General features: G+C 55.8%; 16 protein-coding genes. 14 read left to right on the forward strand and 2 right to left on the reverse strand.

Annotated features, from left to right (window positions below):
* Positions 1-140 precede the first annotated feature (140 nt).
* Both ACK2JC_RS28680 and ACK2JC_RS28685 read left to right on the forward strand, forming a co-directional pair.
* On the forward strand, positions 141-2,000 hold the full coding sequence (locus tag ACK2JC_RS28680) for an NlpC/P60 family protein (protein WP_320938518.1): 1,860 nt from the start codon (positions 141-143) through the stop codon (positions 1,998-2,000).
* A 25-nt stretch (positions 2,001-2,025) separates the two neighbouring features.
* Positions 2,026-3,948, forward strand: a complete 1,923-nt coding sequence (locus ACK2JC_RS28685; protein ID WP_368270605.1) for an LCP family protein — start codon at positions 2,026-2,028, stop codon at positions 3,946-3,948.
* Positions 3,949-4,110: 162 nt separating this feature from the next.
* Here the strand turns inward: ACK2JC_RS28685 and ACK2JC_RS28690 are convergent, their stop codons facing one another.
* Positions 4,111-5,031, reverse strand: coding sequence for a GTP-binding protein (locus ACK2JC_RS28690; protein WP_320938516.1), 921 nt, complete (start codon positions 5,029-5,031; stop codon positions 4,111-4,113).
* A gap of 155 nt (positions 5,032-5,186) precedes the next feature.
* Between ACK2JC_RS28690 and ACK2JC_RS28695 the strand changes: the two genes are divergently transcribed.
* Genes ACK2JC_RS28695 through ACK2JC_RS28715 form a run of 5 tightly spaced genes read left to right on the forward strand, consistent with a single transcriptional unit; the run spans position 5,187 to position 10,249 of the window.
* Positions 5,187-7,340 carry a BglG family transcription antiterminator gene (locus ACK2JC_RS28695; RefSeq protein WP_320938515.1) on the forward strand — a complete coding sequence of 718 codons (2,154 nt, stop codon included), beginning with the start codon at positions 5,187-5,189 and terminating at the stop codon, positions 7,338-7,340.
* On the forward strand, positions 7,333-7,794 hold the full coding sequence (locus tag ACK2JC_RS28700) for a PTS sugar transporter subunit IIA (RefSeq protein WP_166434595.1): 462 nt from the start codon (positions 7,333-7,335) through the stop codon (positions 7,792-7,794). The genes ACK2JC_RS28695 and ACK2JC_RS28700 overlap by 8 nt, the downstream gene beginning before the upstream one ends.
* Before the next feature lie 10 nt (positions 7,795-7,804).
* A complete protein-coding gene (locus ACK2JC_RS28705) occupies positions 7,805-8,101 on the forward strand; it encodes a PTS galactitol transporter subunit IIB (protein ID WP_320938514.1) in 297 nt (98 codons plus the stop codon).
* Positions 8,102-8,119: 18 nt separating this feature from the next.
* Complete coding sequence (locus ACK2JC_RS28710; RefSeq protein WP_092360579.1) at positions 8,120-9,394, forward strand: PTS transporter subunit IIC; 1,275 nt, start codon at positions 8,120-8,122, stop codon at positions 9,392-9,394.
* Between the two features lie 24 nt (positions 9,395-9,418).
* On the forward strand, positions 9,419-10,249 hold the full coding sequence (locus ACK2JC_RS28715) for a hypothetical protein (protein ID WP_092360578.1): 831 nt from the start codon (positions 9,419-9,421) through the stop codon (positions 10,247-10,249).
* A 34-nt stretch (positions 10,250-10,283) separates the two neighbouring features.
* Here ACK2JC_RS28715 and ACK2JC_RS28720 read toward each other — a convergent pair whose 3' ends face one another.
* Entirely contained in the window at positions 10,284-11,006 is a 723-nt protein-coding gene (locus ACK2JC_RS28720) for an ATP-binding protein (protein ID WP_092360577.1), read from the reverse strand.
* 145 nt (positions 11,007-11,151) lie between these two features.
* Between ACK2JC_RS28720 and ACK2JC_RS28725 the strand changes: the two genes are divergently transcribed.
* The 7 genes from ACK2JC_RS28725 to ACK2JC_RS28755 all read left to right on the forward strand — a co-directional run bounded on the left by ACK2JC_RS28725 (position 11,152) and on the right by ACK2JC_RS28755 (position 17,475).
* Positions 11,152-11,412 carry an HPr family phosphocarrier protein gene (locus tag ACK2JC_RS28725; protein WP_024734577.1) on the forward strand — a complete coding sequence of 87 codons (261 nt, stop codon included), beginning with the start codon at positions 11,152-11,154 and terminating at the stop codon, positions 11,410-11,412.
* Positions 11,413-11,645: 233 nt separating this feature from the next.
* Entirely contained in the window at positions 11,646-12,743 is a 1,098-nt protein-coding gene (locus ACK2JC_RS28730) for a DUF871 domain-containing protein (protein WP_092360575.1), read from the forward strand.
* A 12-nt stretch (positions 12,744-12,755) separates the two neighbouring features.
* Positions 12,756-14,684 (forward strand): BglG family transcription antiterminator, encoded by a 1,929-nt coding sequence (locus ACK2JC_RS28735; RefSeq protein ID WP_320938512.1) that lies wholly within the window; start codon positions 12,756-12,758, stop codon positions 14,682-14,684.
* Positions 14,685-14,870: 186 nt separating this feature from the next.
* The gene (locus tag ACK2JC_RS28740) at positions 14,871-15,206 is read left to right on the forward strand and encodes a PTS lactose/cellobiose transporter subunit IIA (RefSeq protein WP_092360573.1); all 336 of its coding nucleotides are present in this window, start codon (positions 14,871-14,873) and stop codon (positions 15,204-15,206) included.
* Between the two features lie 32 nt (positions 15,207-15,238).
* Positions 15,239-15,559: a PTS sugar transporter subunit IIB gene (locus ACK2JC_RS28745; RefSeq protein ID WP_024734574.1), complete on the forward strand. Its 321-nt coding sequence runs from the start codon at positions 15,239-15,241 to the stop codon at positions 15,557-15,559.
* A 30-nt stretch (positions 15,560-15,589) separates the two neighbouring features.
* Positions 15,590-16,924 (forward strand): PTS cellobiose transporter subunit IIC, encoded by a 1,335-nt coding sequence (gene celB, locus ACK2JC_RS28750; protein ID WP_368270598.1) that lies wholly within the window; start codon positions 15,590-15,592, stop codon positions 16,922-16,924.
* Positions 16,925-16,953: 29 nt separating this feature from the next.
* The gene (locus ACK2JC_RS28755; protein ID WP_368270596.1) at positions 16,954-17,475 is read left to right on the forward strand and encodes a GrdB-related putative oxidoreductase; all 522 of its coding nucleotides are present in this window, start codon (positions 16,954-16,956) and stop codon (positions 17,473-17,475) included.
* The last annotated feature ends 2 nt before the right edge of the window (positions 17,476-17,477 follow it).

The raw sequence follows: 17,477 nt of genomic DNA on the forward strand, positions 1-17,477 counted from the left end.
ACCGGAGCCTGTGTTTTTGTGCGCACTGCCGGTTACATGTAATGATTTATTAAGAGATTTGTTCTGTTTTTTCACACCGCAATGTGGTATAATGGCATGCGGTGCATTGGAAACCTGTATACAAAAGACATGGGGAAGTTATGAGTATTGATATACGCAAGATGTGGTTTACATACAGATATAAGATGGCTGTGGGGGTTGTGATGGCCTGCGCCGGGCTGGCTGTGGGCGCGCTGTCGGAGCAGTGGACTCCAGTGCGCACCATAGTCCCGGTACCCGTGGCGGCTCTGCCTGCCGGTACAAAACCGGCGCAGGCGACTCCGTCTCAGGCTGTCGCAAGCCCCGCCGCCGCAAGCCCGGATACCGCAAGCCCTGCGGAGACGGAACAAACGGCGAGGCCGGACGTTCTCAACCTGGCGGAGCTTTACCCGGAAGGCGGGGAACAGGGCGGTCCGGGAGCCGTCAGCTACGCGGAACAGATTTACGAGGATCTCTCCTCCCGGGAGTCCCAGTGGAATTCGGAGATTTACGACCTTTACAACCAGACGCCCTCCTCGGTGGCCGCAAAACTCGGCGTGCCGGCCGACCAGCTGCTGGGAACATACAACCCGGCGGCCCAGGGCCAGAATCCCGCCGATCCCGCTACCTGGATTGTGCCGGAGTTCTCCGGCATTCAGGTGACGTATTTAAACGGCGACGGGACGGCCTCGGAGTGGCGTTCCAACATCAAGGACATCCTGGCGATGACCAACGTGTACCAGTATTATGAGCCTGATTCAGGGCTGGAGGAGCTTGAAGCTTATGCGCTGGAGCTTTGGGGCGGCTCCCATAGTTACACCTGCCAGATCAGCCCGGTCTATTACTGCGACGGCTGTCTGACGGACGATGGGGGAGAAGTGGAGGCGGCCCGGACGGCTGGTGTGAACGGCGCGGGGGAAACGGCCGGGACGAGTAGCGCGAGTGAGACGGCTGAGACGAACAGCGCCGGGGTTACGGACGGCGCAGCGGCCACGGCAGGCGGCAATGAGGAAGCAGCGGCGGATCCGTCCGGCGAAGCGCAGCAGCCCTCGGAAGGCTCTCATCCGGAAGCCTCAGCGGCCAATAGCGAAAGCGGGGGGAACGCAGTGGGAACGGCAGAATCCGGGGAGGAATCTCAATCCCCCGACGTTCCCACCCAGGAGCGGGTAATCGTGGAAGGTGTGGACGGAGGCCCCGGCGTGACGACCCTGCCCGAAGACGCCACGACCGCGGCGGCGGAGACAGAAGCCTCTGCGCCCGCCTGTCCCGGACATGTGGATCTTCAGATCCAGCTCCAGGTGGCGGGACTAACGGAGGAAAACGGTCTGTTTGCGCGGGATGCCGCGGGCAATGATCCGGCGAACCTGCGAGAGGGCGGCTGGCCGGGCTGGAACGCAGAAATCCGCGGATATGTGAACATGCTGGTGGGAGAGGATTGGTACGAGCGCTACGGCATCGCCGTGGAAGGCGTGGTGGTCCGCAATCCCCTGACCTCCCTGGAAATTGACCTTTACATGAAAATGGTGCCGGACGGCGTCTCCGCCGAGCGCCGGAACGTGGTCCGCTACGCGCTGGCCTCTGTGGGACGGATCCCCTACTATTGGGGCGGAAAACCCGGAAATCCCGGCTATATGGGCAACCGGTTCGGCGTGGTGGTATCCCCCGACGCGGACGGGCGTTTTCTAAAAGGCCTGGACTGCTCCGGATGGATCAACTGGGTCTACTGGTCCGCCACCGGAAAGCATCTGGGCGGGGAGAGCACCAGCACGCTGGTCTCCTGCGGCACGGCAGTGGGCAAGGATGAGCTGCTTCCGGGCGATATCTGTATCCGCCCCGGCGAAAATGCTCATGTCGTCATGTTCCTGGGCTGGACCGCCGAGGGACAGATGATCTGCCTGCAGGAGACCAGCGGCAATATCAATAACGTGGAAGTGGGAATTTGCACACCCGAATGGGCCCATTACCGCAGACTGATCGACTAACCGATAAAAGAGGAGCTGTAAAGCGATGCGATACAATGATTATGACGACGAGCTGGAGCGCATGCGTTCCAGAAAATCCCGGACCGCAGGACGGCGGCCCGCAGGAGAAAGGCCGGTGCGGGAAACTGCCCGGCAGCGGGAGCAATACAGGGATGAGCCGGAGGACTTCTACGAGGAAGATTACGAGGAGGAGGACTGGCTCGACGACGATTATGACGGAGCATATGACAATGAAGCATATATGGACGATGAGGACGGCCTGGAACCCATTTCCCTGGAAGAGACGCCGTCCGGCAGACCAATGAGAAACGGCAGGCCGCCTCGCAGCGCAGCCCCGGCTCAGGCCCGCAGAGCTTCACGGCCTCAGGGAAATTCCCGAAGCCAGAGTAATTCCCGCAATCCCGGAGCGCGCTCAGGCGCCGCTAAGAAGGCGGCTCCCCGCAGACGGCAGGCTTATGAGGAGGAACAGGAGATGGCGGGGAGCAAACGGAGCCAAAGGACGCCAAAGCGCCGGAAACGGCGTATCGGCAAAATAATCCGCAATCTGATTCTGCTGGCCCTGGTGTTCTGGCTTGGCAGCCTGGCCTGGGCCTTTGTTCACAAACAGACGGGCACCTGGACCGTGGCGGTGTTCGGAGTGGATTCCCGGGACGGAAGCGTGGAGAAAAACGCTCTGGCGGATGTGCAGATGATCTGTACCGTGGACCGGGCCACCGGCGATATCAAGCTGGTCAGCGTATACCGCGACACGTACTTAAAGATCAATTCGGAGGGCACCTACCACAAGATCAACGAAGCCTACTTCAAGGGCGGGCACAAGCAGGCGGTAAAAGCCCTTGAAGAAAATCTGGATTTATCCATCGACAACTACGCCACCTTCAACTGGAAAGCGGTGGCGGACGCCATCAATATTCTGGGCGGGGTGGACATAGAGATCACGGGGCCGGAGTTTGCTTACATCAACTCCTTTATCACCGAGACCGTGGAATCCACCGGCATCGGCTCCCACCACCTGGAGAGCGCCGGACTCAACCATCTGGACGGCGTTCAGGCTGTGGCTTACTGCCGCCTGCGTCTGATGGACACGGATTACCAGCGGACGGAGCGTCAGCGCAAGGTGATCTCCCTGGCTCTGGACAAGGCCAAGCAGGCGGATACCAAGACCTTGGTCAACCTGGTGTCCGCAGTGCTTCCGCAGCTGTCCACGGACATTGGCATCGACGACGTTCTGCCCATGGCCAAGAATGTAAGCAAATATAATATCGCCCAGACCGGCGGATTCCCATTCTCCCGCCAGGCCAAGCGGATCGGCAGAATGGACTGCGTCGTCCCCACCACCCTGGAGAGCAACGTGATCCAGCTGCACCAATTCCTGTACGGCGAGGAGAACTACAAGCCTTCGTCGACGGTTCGCAAGATCAGCAATAAGGTTTCCGAGGACAGCGGTCTCTACGAGGAGGGAAAACCGGCTCCCACCGGCGGGAGCAGTTCCGGCGGCGGTTCCAAACAGACGGAAGCGCCCGCACAGCCGGCGGCAACCGAGCCGGTAACCGAGGCTCCCACTGAGGAGACCACCGCCGAGGAGACGGTGGAGGAAACCACCCAGGAGGAGACTACCGCTGAGGAGACGGAACCTGAGACCACTGGGGAAGTTGGTCCCGGCGTGACCCCCACCACCGAAGCCCGTGAGACCACCTCGGCTTCCGGCGAATCGGAAGGCCCGGGCGGAAAGCCCGTTGTTCAGCCGACCAGCGCTCCGGAAAAGGAAACCAGCTCTTCAGCGCCCGGCGATGGCCCCGGCGGCAACGGCGGGGGAGGTACGCCCGGCGGAAACAGCGCTCCCGGAACAGGGGAGGCCCCTGGCGGAAGCGGGACTCCCGGCGGGAACAGCGGCTCGGGCAGCGCGGCCGGAGAGGACGGTCCTGGAGGGGGACCGGGGAGCAACTGATATTCGGGTTGTTCCGTGTACTTTATATTTTAGATAATTTATAAGCCGGTGATCCGGCAAAAGCCTGCTTTTGCAATGCGCAAAAGCGGGCTTTCTTATATATCGAATGCAGTGCTGCTCTACGCAGTAACCATCGAAATCCTTTCCCCTACATATCTCTGATTACACCCGGATTCTCATTGGTCCCATCTCTCTGTAAAAAAACCGTTCAATCTGTTCTCTCTGAATTCCCCTTCCAATTATGTTGATCCCCGCGTTCCGGCTGCCTTCAAATTCCAGGATTTCCTGACCGCTGACCGTGTATTCCACATGCCAAAGTCCGCCCCCGGTTCTGGACAGAAACCCTTTCAGCCGCAGCAGTTTTAATCCGAAAGCCCGTCGAAGTCTGTATAAAATTTCCTCTGCCTCTTTTGCAGTGTATGTCCGATCCGGACAGAGGGTATAATAAGCCAAGCCTGCCGTTTTAATGTCACCCACCGTCATCTCCGAAATGATTTCGGCCATTCCCTGCCCTCCACGAATCAGTGGCAGCAGCATATGCTCAAAGTTCTCTCTCGTCCAATCCAGGCTGAATACAGGTGCTCTCTGACCGGATATTGAATATGCGGCCGGGTCGGTCCCTGGCCGCAGAACCAGCACTCCGGCGTTCTCCATCTGATCCCGCAGAATGCCTCCAAAACGGCTTAGATACGCTCTGGTCCGGGGCGGGCCCAACACCGTCACAGGTCCTTCCAACCGGATCATGCCCTCCTGCACAAACGGCTTCAGGGACCTTAAGATACCGGACAGGCCTGCGACTCCCGACGGCTCCAGGATTATACGCTCCGGTTCCAGCTCTTTTAAGGCCTCTCTTATGTACGTTTGCAGATTTCCTGCCAGGGAGCAGCATACGCAGCCCGAATTTATTTCGCTGATCACCAGGCCTTCTGTCCGCTCCATGAGCGCTGCATCCACGCCTGTATCGCCAAAATCATTTTCAATCAGCAAGCAGCGCGTGCCGGCCAGACCATATTCAAGAAACCGGTTGATAAACGTAGTCTTTCCCGCGCCCAGGAATCCGCTGACAATCATGACCTCCGTCATATTTTCCCTCCATTCACCATGCGATTCACCTTATAAGGTGATGCTACCCTGTAATATACCGGAAATACAAGTCCATTTAACGAAAAAAGGGCCGTTCGAAAAATGAACTTGCGGTTTTGATGCAGCCACGATTAAGATTATAGGCAAGAAAGGGGATGATACAGTTGATGCTGATCAGCCGGGAATACAGTCTGCTCCTGCTGCTGATGTCCGGAGCAACATACCGGATTTCAGCGCTGGCCAATTACTACGGCGTCACGGCGCGTGTGATCTACTATAACGCGGAGAACATTGACAAATATTTGGAAGAGCTGGCAAAAGACAAATACAGCCCCGGCCCCATGTCCCTGCAATGTGCAGATGGCTGCCTTAAACTCGGAGGACATTTCCCCGACAACCGGAACATGTTGATCGGCCGTATTCTGGATGATGCCCGCTACGAAATTGCCCTGAGCCAGGAGGAACGCCAACTGGAACTGCTTTACCGCGTTTTGACGGGGAAATCCATCCGAATTCCGGATTTGACGGAAGAATTCGCTGTATCCAAATCCACTGTGCTCAAAGACCTGGAACTGCTGCGGGAGTATTTTTCCCAGCGTTCCGTCCAATTAAAGCATACTGCGGGCCAAACCATTCCCCAGAGTGATGAATTCTCCGTTCGCCTCGTTGCAGCCGGATATATGGCTCATCTGCTGAATGTGAATCATGGTTTTTACCGCATGGTTCAGGAAACGCATATCTGGCAGTTCAGACCATACTGCTTTTATCTCCACTGCATGGGCGACCTGTCCTTTGGACGGCTGGCCGAACTCATTGAGGAGAGCGCTTCGGATATCGATCTTCCTTACCGGTTGTTGTGTAATTGCCTGTGCGGAATTATGATCTCCATGATCCGGGAACAATCCGGCCATCATCTGACGGTCAGTCGGTCCCGCATGGAATTTATGGCGAATCTTGCCTCCTTCGATGCCGCACGCCGTCTTGTGGAAAAGATCAATTTCTACGTTCCCGTTTCCAGCCCCGGAAATCTGGCGGCGTTTGTGGCGCTGATTGCCGCAGGAGCGGAGGAAAGCACCGGATTTAAAGTCTACCTGGCCAGCCGGATCGACTTCAAAATTCTTGCAGCTAACATTACCGCCGAAATCTGCCGCTTGGCGGGCTTAACCCCCAATCAAAAACTGATCGAGGAAGTGCAGTCAGAAATCTGCCGAATCTGCATCGGAGGGAGAGGAGGCGTTGAACATGAGAACCATGATCTGGACAATATGATTCAAAACGACTATGAACATCTGTGGAACGCTGTGGAGCAGGGCGCAAAACCGCTTTGCAAGCTGATGAACCATCCGCTGAGCGGACAGCAGATTGGCCGGCTGGCCCTGCATTTTGTGGATGCCTGCGAAGAGATAAAAGGGGCAGTACCTGCCCCGCAGGTACTGATTGTCTGCAACAGCGGTCTGGTATCATCAAGGCTGATCTGCCGGAAATTGCAGTCCCTGTTTCAGATCAAAATGCTGGGGTGTGTCAGTATATATGAGATGAATCATTTTCTGAAGAACCATTCAGTCGACTATATTATCACTACGGTCCCGGTACTACAGAGTGACACAGCGGTAATCCAGGTCAACTCCTATTTATCCGGGGAGGATTTGGGAAGGCTCCGGCGTATTTTACCTCCGCGCAGCGTACAGGATCAACTGGTAGAACAGATCCTGGAGGCGGCGCGGGAGAGCGGCGCAGTGACGGACCCGGAAGGCTTCGCCGGCCGCCTGGAAACGATTTTGGGGCTGCCAGCCAAGGAACGCTCTTTCCTCCACGCTCCCGGAATCAGCGGGATAATTGACACCCGGAATATTCTTCTGGATTTCCCATGCAGCGGTCTGGAGGAGGCAGTGCGGAAATCCGGACTTCTGCTGTTGCAGGCCGGAGCCATCGATCCGGTATATGTGGAGGAGATTGTGGAAAATATCCGCCGCGCTCCGGAGTATATGCTGATCGGAGATGGCATCCTGATGCCACATTCACGGGCGGCGGAACACGTATTTCAAACAGCTGTCAGCGTGATCCGTCTGAAAACTCCGGTTTCCTTAAACGACAGCGGACCGGGCGGTATCCGCTGGATTTTCACCCTGGCTGCCGAGGGCAGAACCGGGCACCTGACCGCCCTGGAGCAGCTCTCACAAATCCTTGCGGAGAGTTGGATGATGAGCGAATTGGAGCAGGTTTGTCTGCCGTCTCAGTTTAAAGAGCTGCTGGACAAATTTGTTGCAATCAATAATCAGAAAGAGAGAGGAGGTGATGTTGTTGATTGACAGTCAGTTGATCGTCCGGGAAAAGAATTTCCCGGACTGTGAGGCGGCGATCCGATATGGGGGCAGTATCCTGTACCGGCTGGGATACGTCAAGGATACATATACGGACTCCGTTCTGGCCCGTGAAAAACTTTTTCCCACAGGGCTTCCCACCCAGCCGGTCCCCATCGCAATTCCCCACACAGGAAGTGAACATGTAAACAGAAGTATGTTCTGCATGATCGTGTTTGATAACCCGGTGATGTTCCGCCAGATGGGAAGCGAGGAAGAACGGATACCAGCTGAGATCATGCTGCTGCTGGCCATTGACGGCAGCGAACGGCATCTGGAATTTCTGTCGGACATTCTGGGGATTTTTTCAGATGGATCCGTACTGACGCGGATCCGAGCAGCCGGTTCGGCCGAAGAAATTTGCAGTATTCTGGGGGAGTTTGAACAATTACAATTTGATTAGGGGGATCGGTATGGAGAGTAAAAAAGTGTTAATCTGCTGCGCCAACGGGGTTGCGACTTCTACGTTCGTGGCAATGAAATGCAAAAACAAATTCAAGGAGATGGGGATTACAGCGGAAGTTTCCACCTGTACAAGCCTGGAGGTAAAAAGTAAGGCACAGCGTATGAAACCGGATCTGATCATTTCCAACGTGGGCAAATCCATCAAAGTGCCCGAAGGTATTCCGGTGGTGTATGGGGTGAATCTTTTGTCCGGCCGGGAGATGGATGAGACCTGGGACGAGATTCTGGAACATTTGAACAAATAAGGAAAGGCGGGGGAATAAATGGAGATTATTACTGCGATATTCAGTCAAATCAATGCGTTGGGCGCTACCATCACCATGCCCATTATTTTTACCATTTTGGGACTGTTAATTGGGATGAAATTCAGCCAGGCACTGAAATCCGGCCTGATGTACGGCATCGGTTTCTCCGGTCTGTGGCTGGTTCTGGACTTCTTTATGGCTGCTCTGGGGGAAGCGGCAAACGGAATCAGCACCAATCTGGGGCTGAATCTTACGGTTATAGACGCGGGATGGATGCTTGGTTCGACCATGGCTTTCTCATCCTCCCTGCTTCCCGTAGCCCTGATCGGCTGCATTGGCATCAACATTCTGCTGATCTTCCTGGGCTTTGTAAAAACCTTAAACATCGATATCTGGAACTACTGGATTATCATCACCGGCGGCGTCCTGGTCTATCGTTTCACCGGCAGCTATGTCATCGGCCTGGCCGCAATCCTGATCTCGTTTGTGGTGGTGGTAAAACTGGCGGACCTGTTCGCAGACCGTGCCTGGGACGGTGACTTTATACCAGAGGGGATCACCCTGCCTCATTTAGACACCATCACCATGGCGCCGGTTTACTGGCTGGTCAACAAAATCATTGACCGGATTCCCAGGGTACGGGATTGGAATTTCTCTCTGGAAAGCCTGCAGGAGAAGATCGGCGTGTTCGGGGAACCGTCCATCATGGGGATGATTTTAGGCGCTCTTTTGGGCGTGTGCGCCGGGTTTGATGTGCCTGGAATCCTGAATCTGGCTATGGTTTCCGCCGCCACCATGGTGCTGATGCCCAAGGTATGCGGAATCCTGATGGAGGGGCTGGCCCCCATCTCAGAAGCGACCCAGGAACTGGCCAGCCGGAAATTTAAAGGGCGGGAAATCCGAATTGGCATGGACGCCGCGATTGGCGTTGGCAATCCGAACGTGTTGATTTTGGGTATTATTATCATTCCCATTATGCTGGTGGAAGCGGTCCTGCTTCCGGGTAACCGTATGCTGCCCTTCGCAGATCTCTCCAGTATGACGCTGTATATTTTATGGGCGGTGATCACAAGCAAAAACAACATGTTCCGGGCTCTGATCGCCGGTACGGTGGGAGCGGCGGTATACCTTCTCTGCGGTACATTTGTAGCCGGTGTCTACACGCAGGCGGCTCAGGCGGCCTGCGCGGATATGATCCCCGCCGGAACCAACTTTGTCTCCAGCATTAGCGCTGGAAATCCCCTGTATTCCATCTTGCTGGCAATCTGCCGTCTGCTGGGACTGGGCGCATAAAAATTTAGGGAGAGGTAATTGATTATGACGACAAGATTTGAAGCGGAAAGCAATGTAAAACAGCGCAGGGAGAAGCTGGACGGTATCCTGGAAGATCAGGGAACCGCTCTGATGCTGGGCGGTATCATGGCCACAGACATGCGCATCGCCAGAGCGGCTTACCGGGGCGGCTGCCGCATCTTTGAGCCGAACCATCCGGCTATGGCGCTTCAGATGGGGCTAAGCGGAGCCACCACCATGAATGAGGCCGAGGCCATCCGCCATTTGGTGCCGCTCTCACGGATGACTACCGCGGTGGAAGGACTGAGGGCAGTGCTGGGAGATGAGGTATTTATCACCTGCGCGGCGGCCGGCACATTTACAGAGCAGCAGCCGGTTCCCTTTACCCAGGAAGATGTGCTAAAGCTTGCCTATGCAGGTGCGGACTGCGTCCACTCCCATAAGTCCTCCATCGAAGATATCGCTCAACTTGCAGAATACTGCCACCGTGCAGGACTTCTCTGTGAGGCCTACATATCCGCCTATGATACCTTCGGGGTACAGGCGCCCACGGACGAGCTGCTTCTGCAGGCCATTAAGGATTATGAGGGCGCCGGAGTGGATATTTTGGGGCTGTGTACGGGGATGATTTATCAGGGCCAGGGAGCCACTGGATTCAGCGAAGAGTGCCTGCACCGCATCCGCCTGTTTATCGAGAACACTCATGTGGTAAAGGCCCTGGAAGGCGGCATTAAGCCCGGAAACATCGGCGCGGTAAAAAAGCTGGGGTTTGACATTCTGGTGATGTCCACCGCTCTGGACAACATCTGCCAGGAGGCCACGACAACGACCGTGAAAACAGTAATGAATCTATAGCCCGATGCCGCAACCTGAAAGGGTGGCCCAGACGTCATTCGACGTCCGGCCACCCTTCTATTTTTCCGTTCACCACCGCGTGGAACAGGCAGTCCTTGACAGTGGGGTTGTCCCGCTGCAGATCCCGGATCAGGTTTTTCACGTACTCCCGTTTGGTGTGCCCGTCCATGGGGCAGGGGTTTTTGCAGACCGGCAGGTGGTACTTATTCTTAAATCCCACCACCTCGGCCTCGGAGGCGTAGAGCAGGGGCCGGATCACCGTGAGGCCGGTGCGGTCCAGCCTGGTGCGGGGGGAGAAGGCGTAGAAATGCCCCTCGTAGATCAGCGACATCAGGGCGGTCTCGATCAGGTCGTCCCTGTGGTGGGCGTAGGCCACCTTATTGCATCCTAATTCCAACGCCTTGTTGTTCAGCGCGCCCTTGCGCATCTTGGCGCAGAGAGAGCATGGATTAGACTCTTTGCGGGTCTCGAAGAGCACCTTGCCGATCTGTGTGGGCACCACCTCGTAAGGCACGGCGAACTCCTCACAGAGCGCCCGGATGGGATCCAGCTCCAGGTTGCCCAGTCCCAGATCCACGGTGATGGCGCACAGTTCAAAGTGTTTGGGATAAAATTTCCGGAGATGGCAAAGGGCGTAGAGCAGGGTCAGGCTGTCCTTACCGCCGGACATTCCCAGGGCCACGCGGTCGCCCTCCTCAATCATATTGTAATGGTCCACGGCCTGGCGCGTCAGGCTGAGCAGTCGTTGAAGCTTCATAGGTCTGAATCCTTTCCATTCTGTTACATTTCCTTTATTCTACCCGCGCCCCTTGGCATTGTCAAGCAAAGTGAATTGTGTTAAAATGGAAATGATCTGCGGAATAGCAACGCATACAAATGATAAACAAAGGACAGGATAAATTATGGAACGTTTTAAATATGTCATTTCAGTAAAACAGGGGCTTCACGCCAAAAACGCCATGGAGCTGTCACGGGCGGCTTCCGGCTATGAGAGCCGCATCACCCTTCAGGTGGGAGACCGCGCTCCGGTGGACTGTAAAAATGTGCTGGCTCTCATGAGCCTGGGCGCCCGCCAGGGGGATTCTCTGGTTATAACCGTCCAGGGACCGGACGAGGAAGCGGCCATCGGATACCTGGTGGGATTTCTCAAGATGATACTGTGATGTTTCCGCTCCGCAGGGGAAATTTCCTAACAGCTAGGAAACACATTTCCCTGTTTTTGGCTGCTGATCCGCTTATAATAGTCAGCAGAAGCCGCCAGACGGCAAACTAATCGTAACAGTTCAGACGGCGGGAAATTGGCACGAAAATCCGCTTACAAGCAAGCTTGACGCGGCTTCCCGCGCCAATTTTCCCGCCGTCTGAACTGTTACAAACTAATCAGGAGGGGAACACCATGGCAAGATTGGGAATATCGATTTACCCGGAGCATTCGGATTTACAGGAGGATATCGCTTACATTAAAAAGGCGGGAACGTACGGATTCAAACGAATCTTTACCTGCCTTTTAAGCATGGAGGGGAAAAGCCGGGAGACCGTGATCGAGGAGTTTAAGGCCCGGGCGGACGCAGCGCACCAGGCGGGCCTGGAGATCATCACGGACGTGAGTCCGGCGGTGTTCTCCCGGATGGGAATCACCTATGAGGATCTCTCGGTTTTCGGCGAGATGCACGTGGACGGCATCCGCCTGGACGAGGGCTTTGACGGCATGAAGGAAAGCCTGATGACCTACAATCCCCAGGGGCTTAAGATCGAGCTCAACGCCAGCACCCAGCTGGTCTATGTGGCAAACGTGATGGACCACCACCCGGACAAAAGCAAGCTGATCACCTGCCACAACTTTTATCCTCAGCAGTACACGGGTTTAAGCCTGGACCATTTTAACCGCTGCAACAGTGTTATGAAGGGAATGGGGTTACAGGTGGCGGCCTTTGTCTCCAGCAACGCGCCCGGCACCTATGGCCCATGGCCGGTGAACGAGGGGCTCTGCACCCTGGAGATGCACCGTTTTACGCCCATGGATTTCCAGGTGCGCCATTTGTTTGCCACCGGCATGGTGGACGACGTGATCATCGCCAACGCTTACGCCTCGGACGAGGAGATGGCGGCCTGCGCGGCGGTCAACCCGTCCATCCTCACCTTCGGCCTCGAGCTGGAGAAGGAGCTGACGCCCCTGGAGCAAAAGATTCTCTATTATGAGCCCAAGCATGTGGTCCGGGGCGATTTGAGCGAGTATATGATCCGCTCCACCTGGCCCAGGGTGACCTACGCCGATGAGCCTCTGCCCGCTGCCAACACCCGGGATTTGAAGCGTGGCGACGTGGTGATCTTAAACGAGGGATACTCCAAGTACAAGGGCGAGTTACACATCGTGTTAAAGGACATGCCAAACGACGGGCGCAAGAACGTGATCGGCCGTCTTCCGGATTACGAGCACGTCTTACTGGATTATATTGAGCCGTGGAAGGTGTTCGCGTTCCGCGAAGTTCGCTAGAGGAGAAAAAATATGCAGAACAAACGACAGGAACAGCTTCTGGCCCTGCTGGCCGAACGGCGGGACTACATGACAAGCCGGCAGCTGGCGGAAATTCTGCAGGTGTCGGACCGCACCATCCGGTCCGATGTGGAAGCCATCAACCGGCGGAGCAGTCCGCCGCCCATCGAGTCAAATGTTCGCCAGGGTTATCGCCTGAATCCGGAGGCCGCGGTTGTACCGCCGGCCTCTGAACTTGATGCGGGGATTCAAAAGGGCCAACTTCCGCAGACACCGGGGGACCGCTGCATTTACATCATCCACAAGCTTCTGTTCGAGGTCCGCGAGCTGAATCTGACCGTGCTTCAGGGCCAGATTTATGTGAGTGGGTACTCCATCGAAAACGATTTAAAGCGCATCCGGCGCATGCTGGAGCCTTATGCCAATTTAAAGCTGGTGCGCAGCCGGGAGTGCATCTCCCTAAAGGGCGACGAGGCCAGCAAACGCAGGTTTTACCGGGATCTGCTGGTGGCCGAGGTGCAGGAGAATTTCCTGAACTTAAATACCCTGGCCCACCTGTACCGCAGCTTTGACTTGATCGAGGTCAAGGACATTTTCGTGGAAGTGCTGGAGGAATACGATTACGCCATCCACGAGGCATTGTTTCCCATGCTGATTCTCCACGCGGGAACCAGCATCGAGCGGATGAACTGCTCCAACTACATCAACATGGAGGACAACAGCCAGGGCCTTTCGGACACCATTGAATACCAGATCTCCAAAACATTTTTCGACCGCATCGGCAAGCGGCTGCACATCCAGGTCCACGACGGGGAGATCGGCATGTTCGCCCTGGTGATCATGGGCCGGAGAGCCTCCAACTATACCAGCGACTATGTGAATCTGAACGGCCGGTGGCTGAACACCAAAAAGCTGGTGGCCGAGGCCCTGGACAAGGTGCTCTGCCTGTTCGGCCTGGATTTCCGGGAGGACGCCGACCTGATCGCGGGCCTGAAAATGCACATCCACGGCCTCATCGACCGCCTGAAAACCGGCGTGAAGCTGGAGGACGTCTTTCTGGACGAAATCAAGCGCAAATATCCCCTGGTGTTTGAGATGGGGATCTACGTGGGCGAATTTCTCAAAGAACAGCTGGGCCTTAGCATCTCCGATGTGGAGAGCGGTTTTATCGCCCTGCACCTAGGCGCTGCCAGCGAGCGCCTGAACGCGGCCCGCCGGTACCGGGCCGTGATGATTCTGCCCCACAACCAGTCCTTCTCCGCCATGTGCGAGAAGAAGATTTCCGACATGTTCCGGGAGCGGATGGAGGTGGTCCGAACCTTCTCCTATTTTGAGGAGGAGATTGTGCGGGAAATGGACCCGGACCTGATTTTGTGCACCTTTCCCATCGAGCACAAGCTGGACGTGGAGACGGTGAACATCAACCTGTTTGTGGATTCCCAGACCGAATCCAACATTCTCCAGGCCGTAAACCGGCTGGACCAGAAGCGTTTCAAGCTGGAATTCGCCTCCCACATCGGCAATCTGGTGCGGAAGGAACATTACTACCAGGATCTGGACTTAAATACCCCGGGCCAGGTCATCGACCTGCTCTGCGCCGACTTGGAGCAGGCCGGAATCGTGGAGCCGGAGTTCAAGGAAATTGTGCGAAAGCGCGAGGAGATGTCCCCCACCTCCTTTGTCAACGCCTTTGCCATTCCCCACGCCTTCGGCGCTTTTGCAAAAAATTCCACCATCGCGGTGGCCCAGCTGAAAAATCCCATAAAATGGGGCGGCTTCGAGGTGCGGCTGGTGATGCTCTTCGCCATCAACGAGGGCGACCGTCGCATGATCAAGATCTTTTTCGACTGGGTGAGCAATGTAGTGAACCAGCCCCAGGAGCTGGCAAGAATCTGCTCCTCCTGCTCCTACGAGGAGTTCATCGACCGGATTACCGGATAATATTTCCTAGCTGTTAGGAAAACGGGTTACGGTAAATAATAGAATAAGGGCCTTATAATAAAGGCAAGTTCATAAGAAATGCAGCGAGCGCCCCAAAGCGCAGTTGCATTTTCTGCTTGTAGGCAGCAGGGCGCCGGTAAAACATAAGCGGCCGCGCTTACAGAAAATCAGAAGGAGGAAATCATAATGGTAGAAGGGTTAGAAATGATTTGTTTTCAGATCATCTCCAATGTGGGCGCAGCGCGTTCCAGTTACATCGAGGCAATCCAGAAGGCCAAGACCGGGGATTTCGACGGCGCGGCCCAGTGTATGGAAGCGGGGCAGAAGCAGTTTCTGGCCGGGCACGAGGCCCACTTCGAACTGATCCAGAAGGAAGCGGCGGGAGAGCCGGTGGGCGGTTCCCTGATCCTGGTTCACGCGGAGGATCAGCTGATGAGCGCCGAGAGCTTTAAAATCATTGCCGAGGAAATGATTGCCAGTTACCGGCGGATCGTTGAACTTGAGAAAAAACTGGCAGACTAAATATTGAATGGAAAATCAGGAGGGAATCAATCATGAAACGAGTTTATTTATTCTGCAGCGCAGGAATGAGCACCAGTATGCTGGCAAGCAAAATGCAGCAGGTCGCCAACAGTCACGATCTCCCCATTGAGGTGGAGGCGTTCCCGGACGGCAAGATCGCACAGATCATCAGCGAGCGCCATCCCGACGTGATCCTTTTGGGCCCCCAGGTAAAATACCGCTACGGCGAGATCGTGGAGAAGTACGGCTCCTCCGGCATCCCGATCCAGGTGATCGACCAGACGGATTACGGCATGATGAACGGAGAAAAGGTTTTAAAGTCCGCAATCAAGCTGATGAAAGCAGCAAAATAAAAAAATAGAACGATATGGGGGAATGTCAAAATGTTGAGCAAATTAGAGTCCGTTCTCATGCCGCTGGCTGAGAAAATCGGTAAAAATAAATATCTGATCGCGGTCCGTGACGGTTTTCTGCTGTCCATGCCGCTGTTGATCGTAGGTTCCTTTTTCCTGCTGATCGCCAACTTCCCGATTCCGGGGTGGAGCGATTTCTGGGCGCGGTTCTTCGGCGAGGACTGGGTCAGCTACTTCGCAAAACCTACGGACGCCACCTTCTCCATCATGGCGATCCTGGCCGTGGTCGGAATCGGATACTCCTTTGCGGAGCAGATGAACGTGGATAAACTCTTCGGCGCGGCCAGCGCCATGGTGAGCTGGTTCCTCATCATGCCTTACGAGGTGCTGTTAGAGGGCGGCGGCTCTGTAAAGGGCATTCCGCTGGACTGGGTCGGCTCCAAGGGTATTTTCGTAGGTATCATCTGCGCGTTCCTGTCCATCCACATCTATGCCTGGGTGAACAAGAAGGGCTGGGTCATCAAGATGCCCGAGGGCGTGCCGCCGACGGTGGTGAAATCCTTCGCAGCTCTGATTCCCGCAGGCGTCTCCATGCTGGTGTTCTTTGTGATCAACATCGTGTTCGCCATGACCCCATTCCACAGCGCCTTTGACTTTATTTTCACCATTCTTCAGGTACCGCTTTTAAAGCTGGGCAACACCCTTCCTGCAATGGTGATCGCGTACATTTTCCTGCACCTCTTCTGGTTCTTCGGCGTTAACGGAGGATCCGTGGTGGCTGCGGTATTCAACCCAATCCTGCAGACATTGTCCGCGGAGAACCTGGCCGCCTATCAGGCCGGCGCTCCCATTCCGAACATCATCTGCCAGCAGTTCCAGGATCTGTTCGCAACCTTCGGCGGCTGCGGCTCCGCCCTGTCCCTGATGATCGCCATGCTGTTGTTCTGCCGGTCCAAGCGTATCCGGGAGCTTGGCAAGCTTTCCCTGGTGCCCGGTTTGTTCGGAATCAATGAGCCCATCGTGTTCGGTCTGCCCATTGTGTTAAACCCCATGATTTTGATCCCGTTCATGCTGGTGCCCACCATTAACATCGTCATTTCCTACATCTGTATGTCCATCGGGCTGGTTCCGCTGTGCAGCGGCGTTGCGATCTCCTGGACCATGCCGGTGGTGCTTTCCGGTTTCCTGTCCACAGGCTGGCAGGGCGCCGTGCTCCAGCTGGTCCTGCTGGTTCTCGGAATCTTCGTCTACATGCCGTTCATCAAGATGATGGATAAACAGTATCTGGCGGACGAGGCCAAGGCCACTGCCGCCCAGGATGACGATGATATTTCCCTGGACGATCTGTCCTTTGACGACCTGTAAACCTATAGTGAAATTTGGAGGAAACGACCATGAAAATTATCATGATATTTGATCAGATCCAGGCTGGTCTGGGATCCAAGGACGACGCCATGGTTCCCCTGACCGGGAAGAAGGAGCCGGTGGGCCCGGCGGTTATGATAGAGCCCTTCTTAAAAGAGGTGGACGGCCATGTGGTGGCCTGCCTGTGCTGCGGCAGCGGCACCTACCTGGCAGACCCCGACGAGGTAAGCCGCAAACTGTGCGCCATGGTGAACAAGTTAAACCCCGACGTGGTGATCTGCGGCCCGGCCTTCAACTATGCCGATTACGCCGCCATGAGCGCCCGGGTGGCCTGTGACGTGAACAGCACCACCAAGTCCAGGGCTTTTGCCGCAATGTCCGAGGAAAATGCGGACACGATTCAGGCCTACAAGGACCGGGTGGCCATTGTCAGGACGCCGAAAAAGGGCGGTTCCGGCTTAAACGACGCCCTGCACAACATATGCAGGATGGCCAAGGCCCTGGCGGACGGCCAGGATACGGCGCAGCTGAAACAGGAAATCTGCTTTTAATC

Source organism: Enterocloster lavalensis, from assembly GCF_046603895.1.
In the GTDB taxonomy this organism is placed as follows: domain Bacteria; phylum Bacillota; class Clostridia; order Lachnospirales; family Lachnospiraceae; genus Enterocloster; species Enterocloster lavalensis.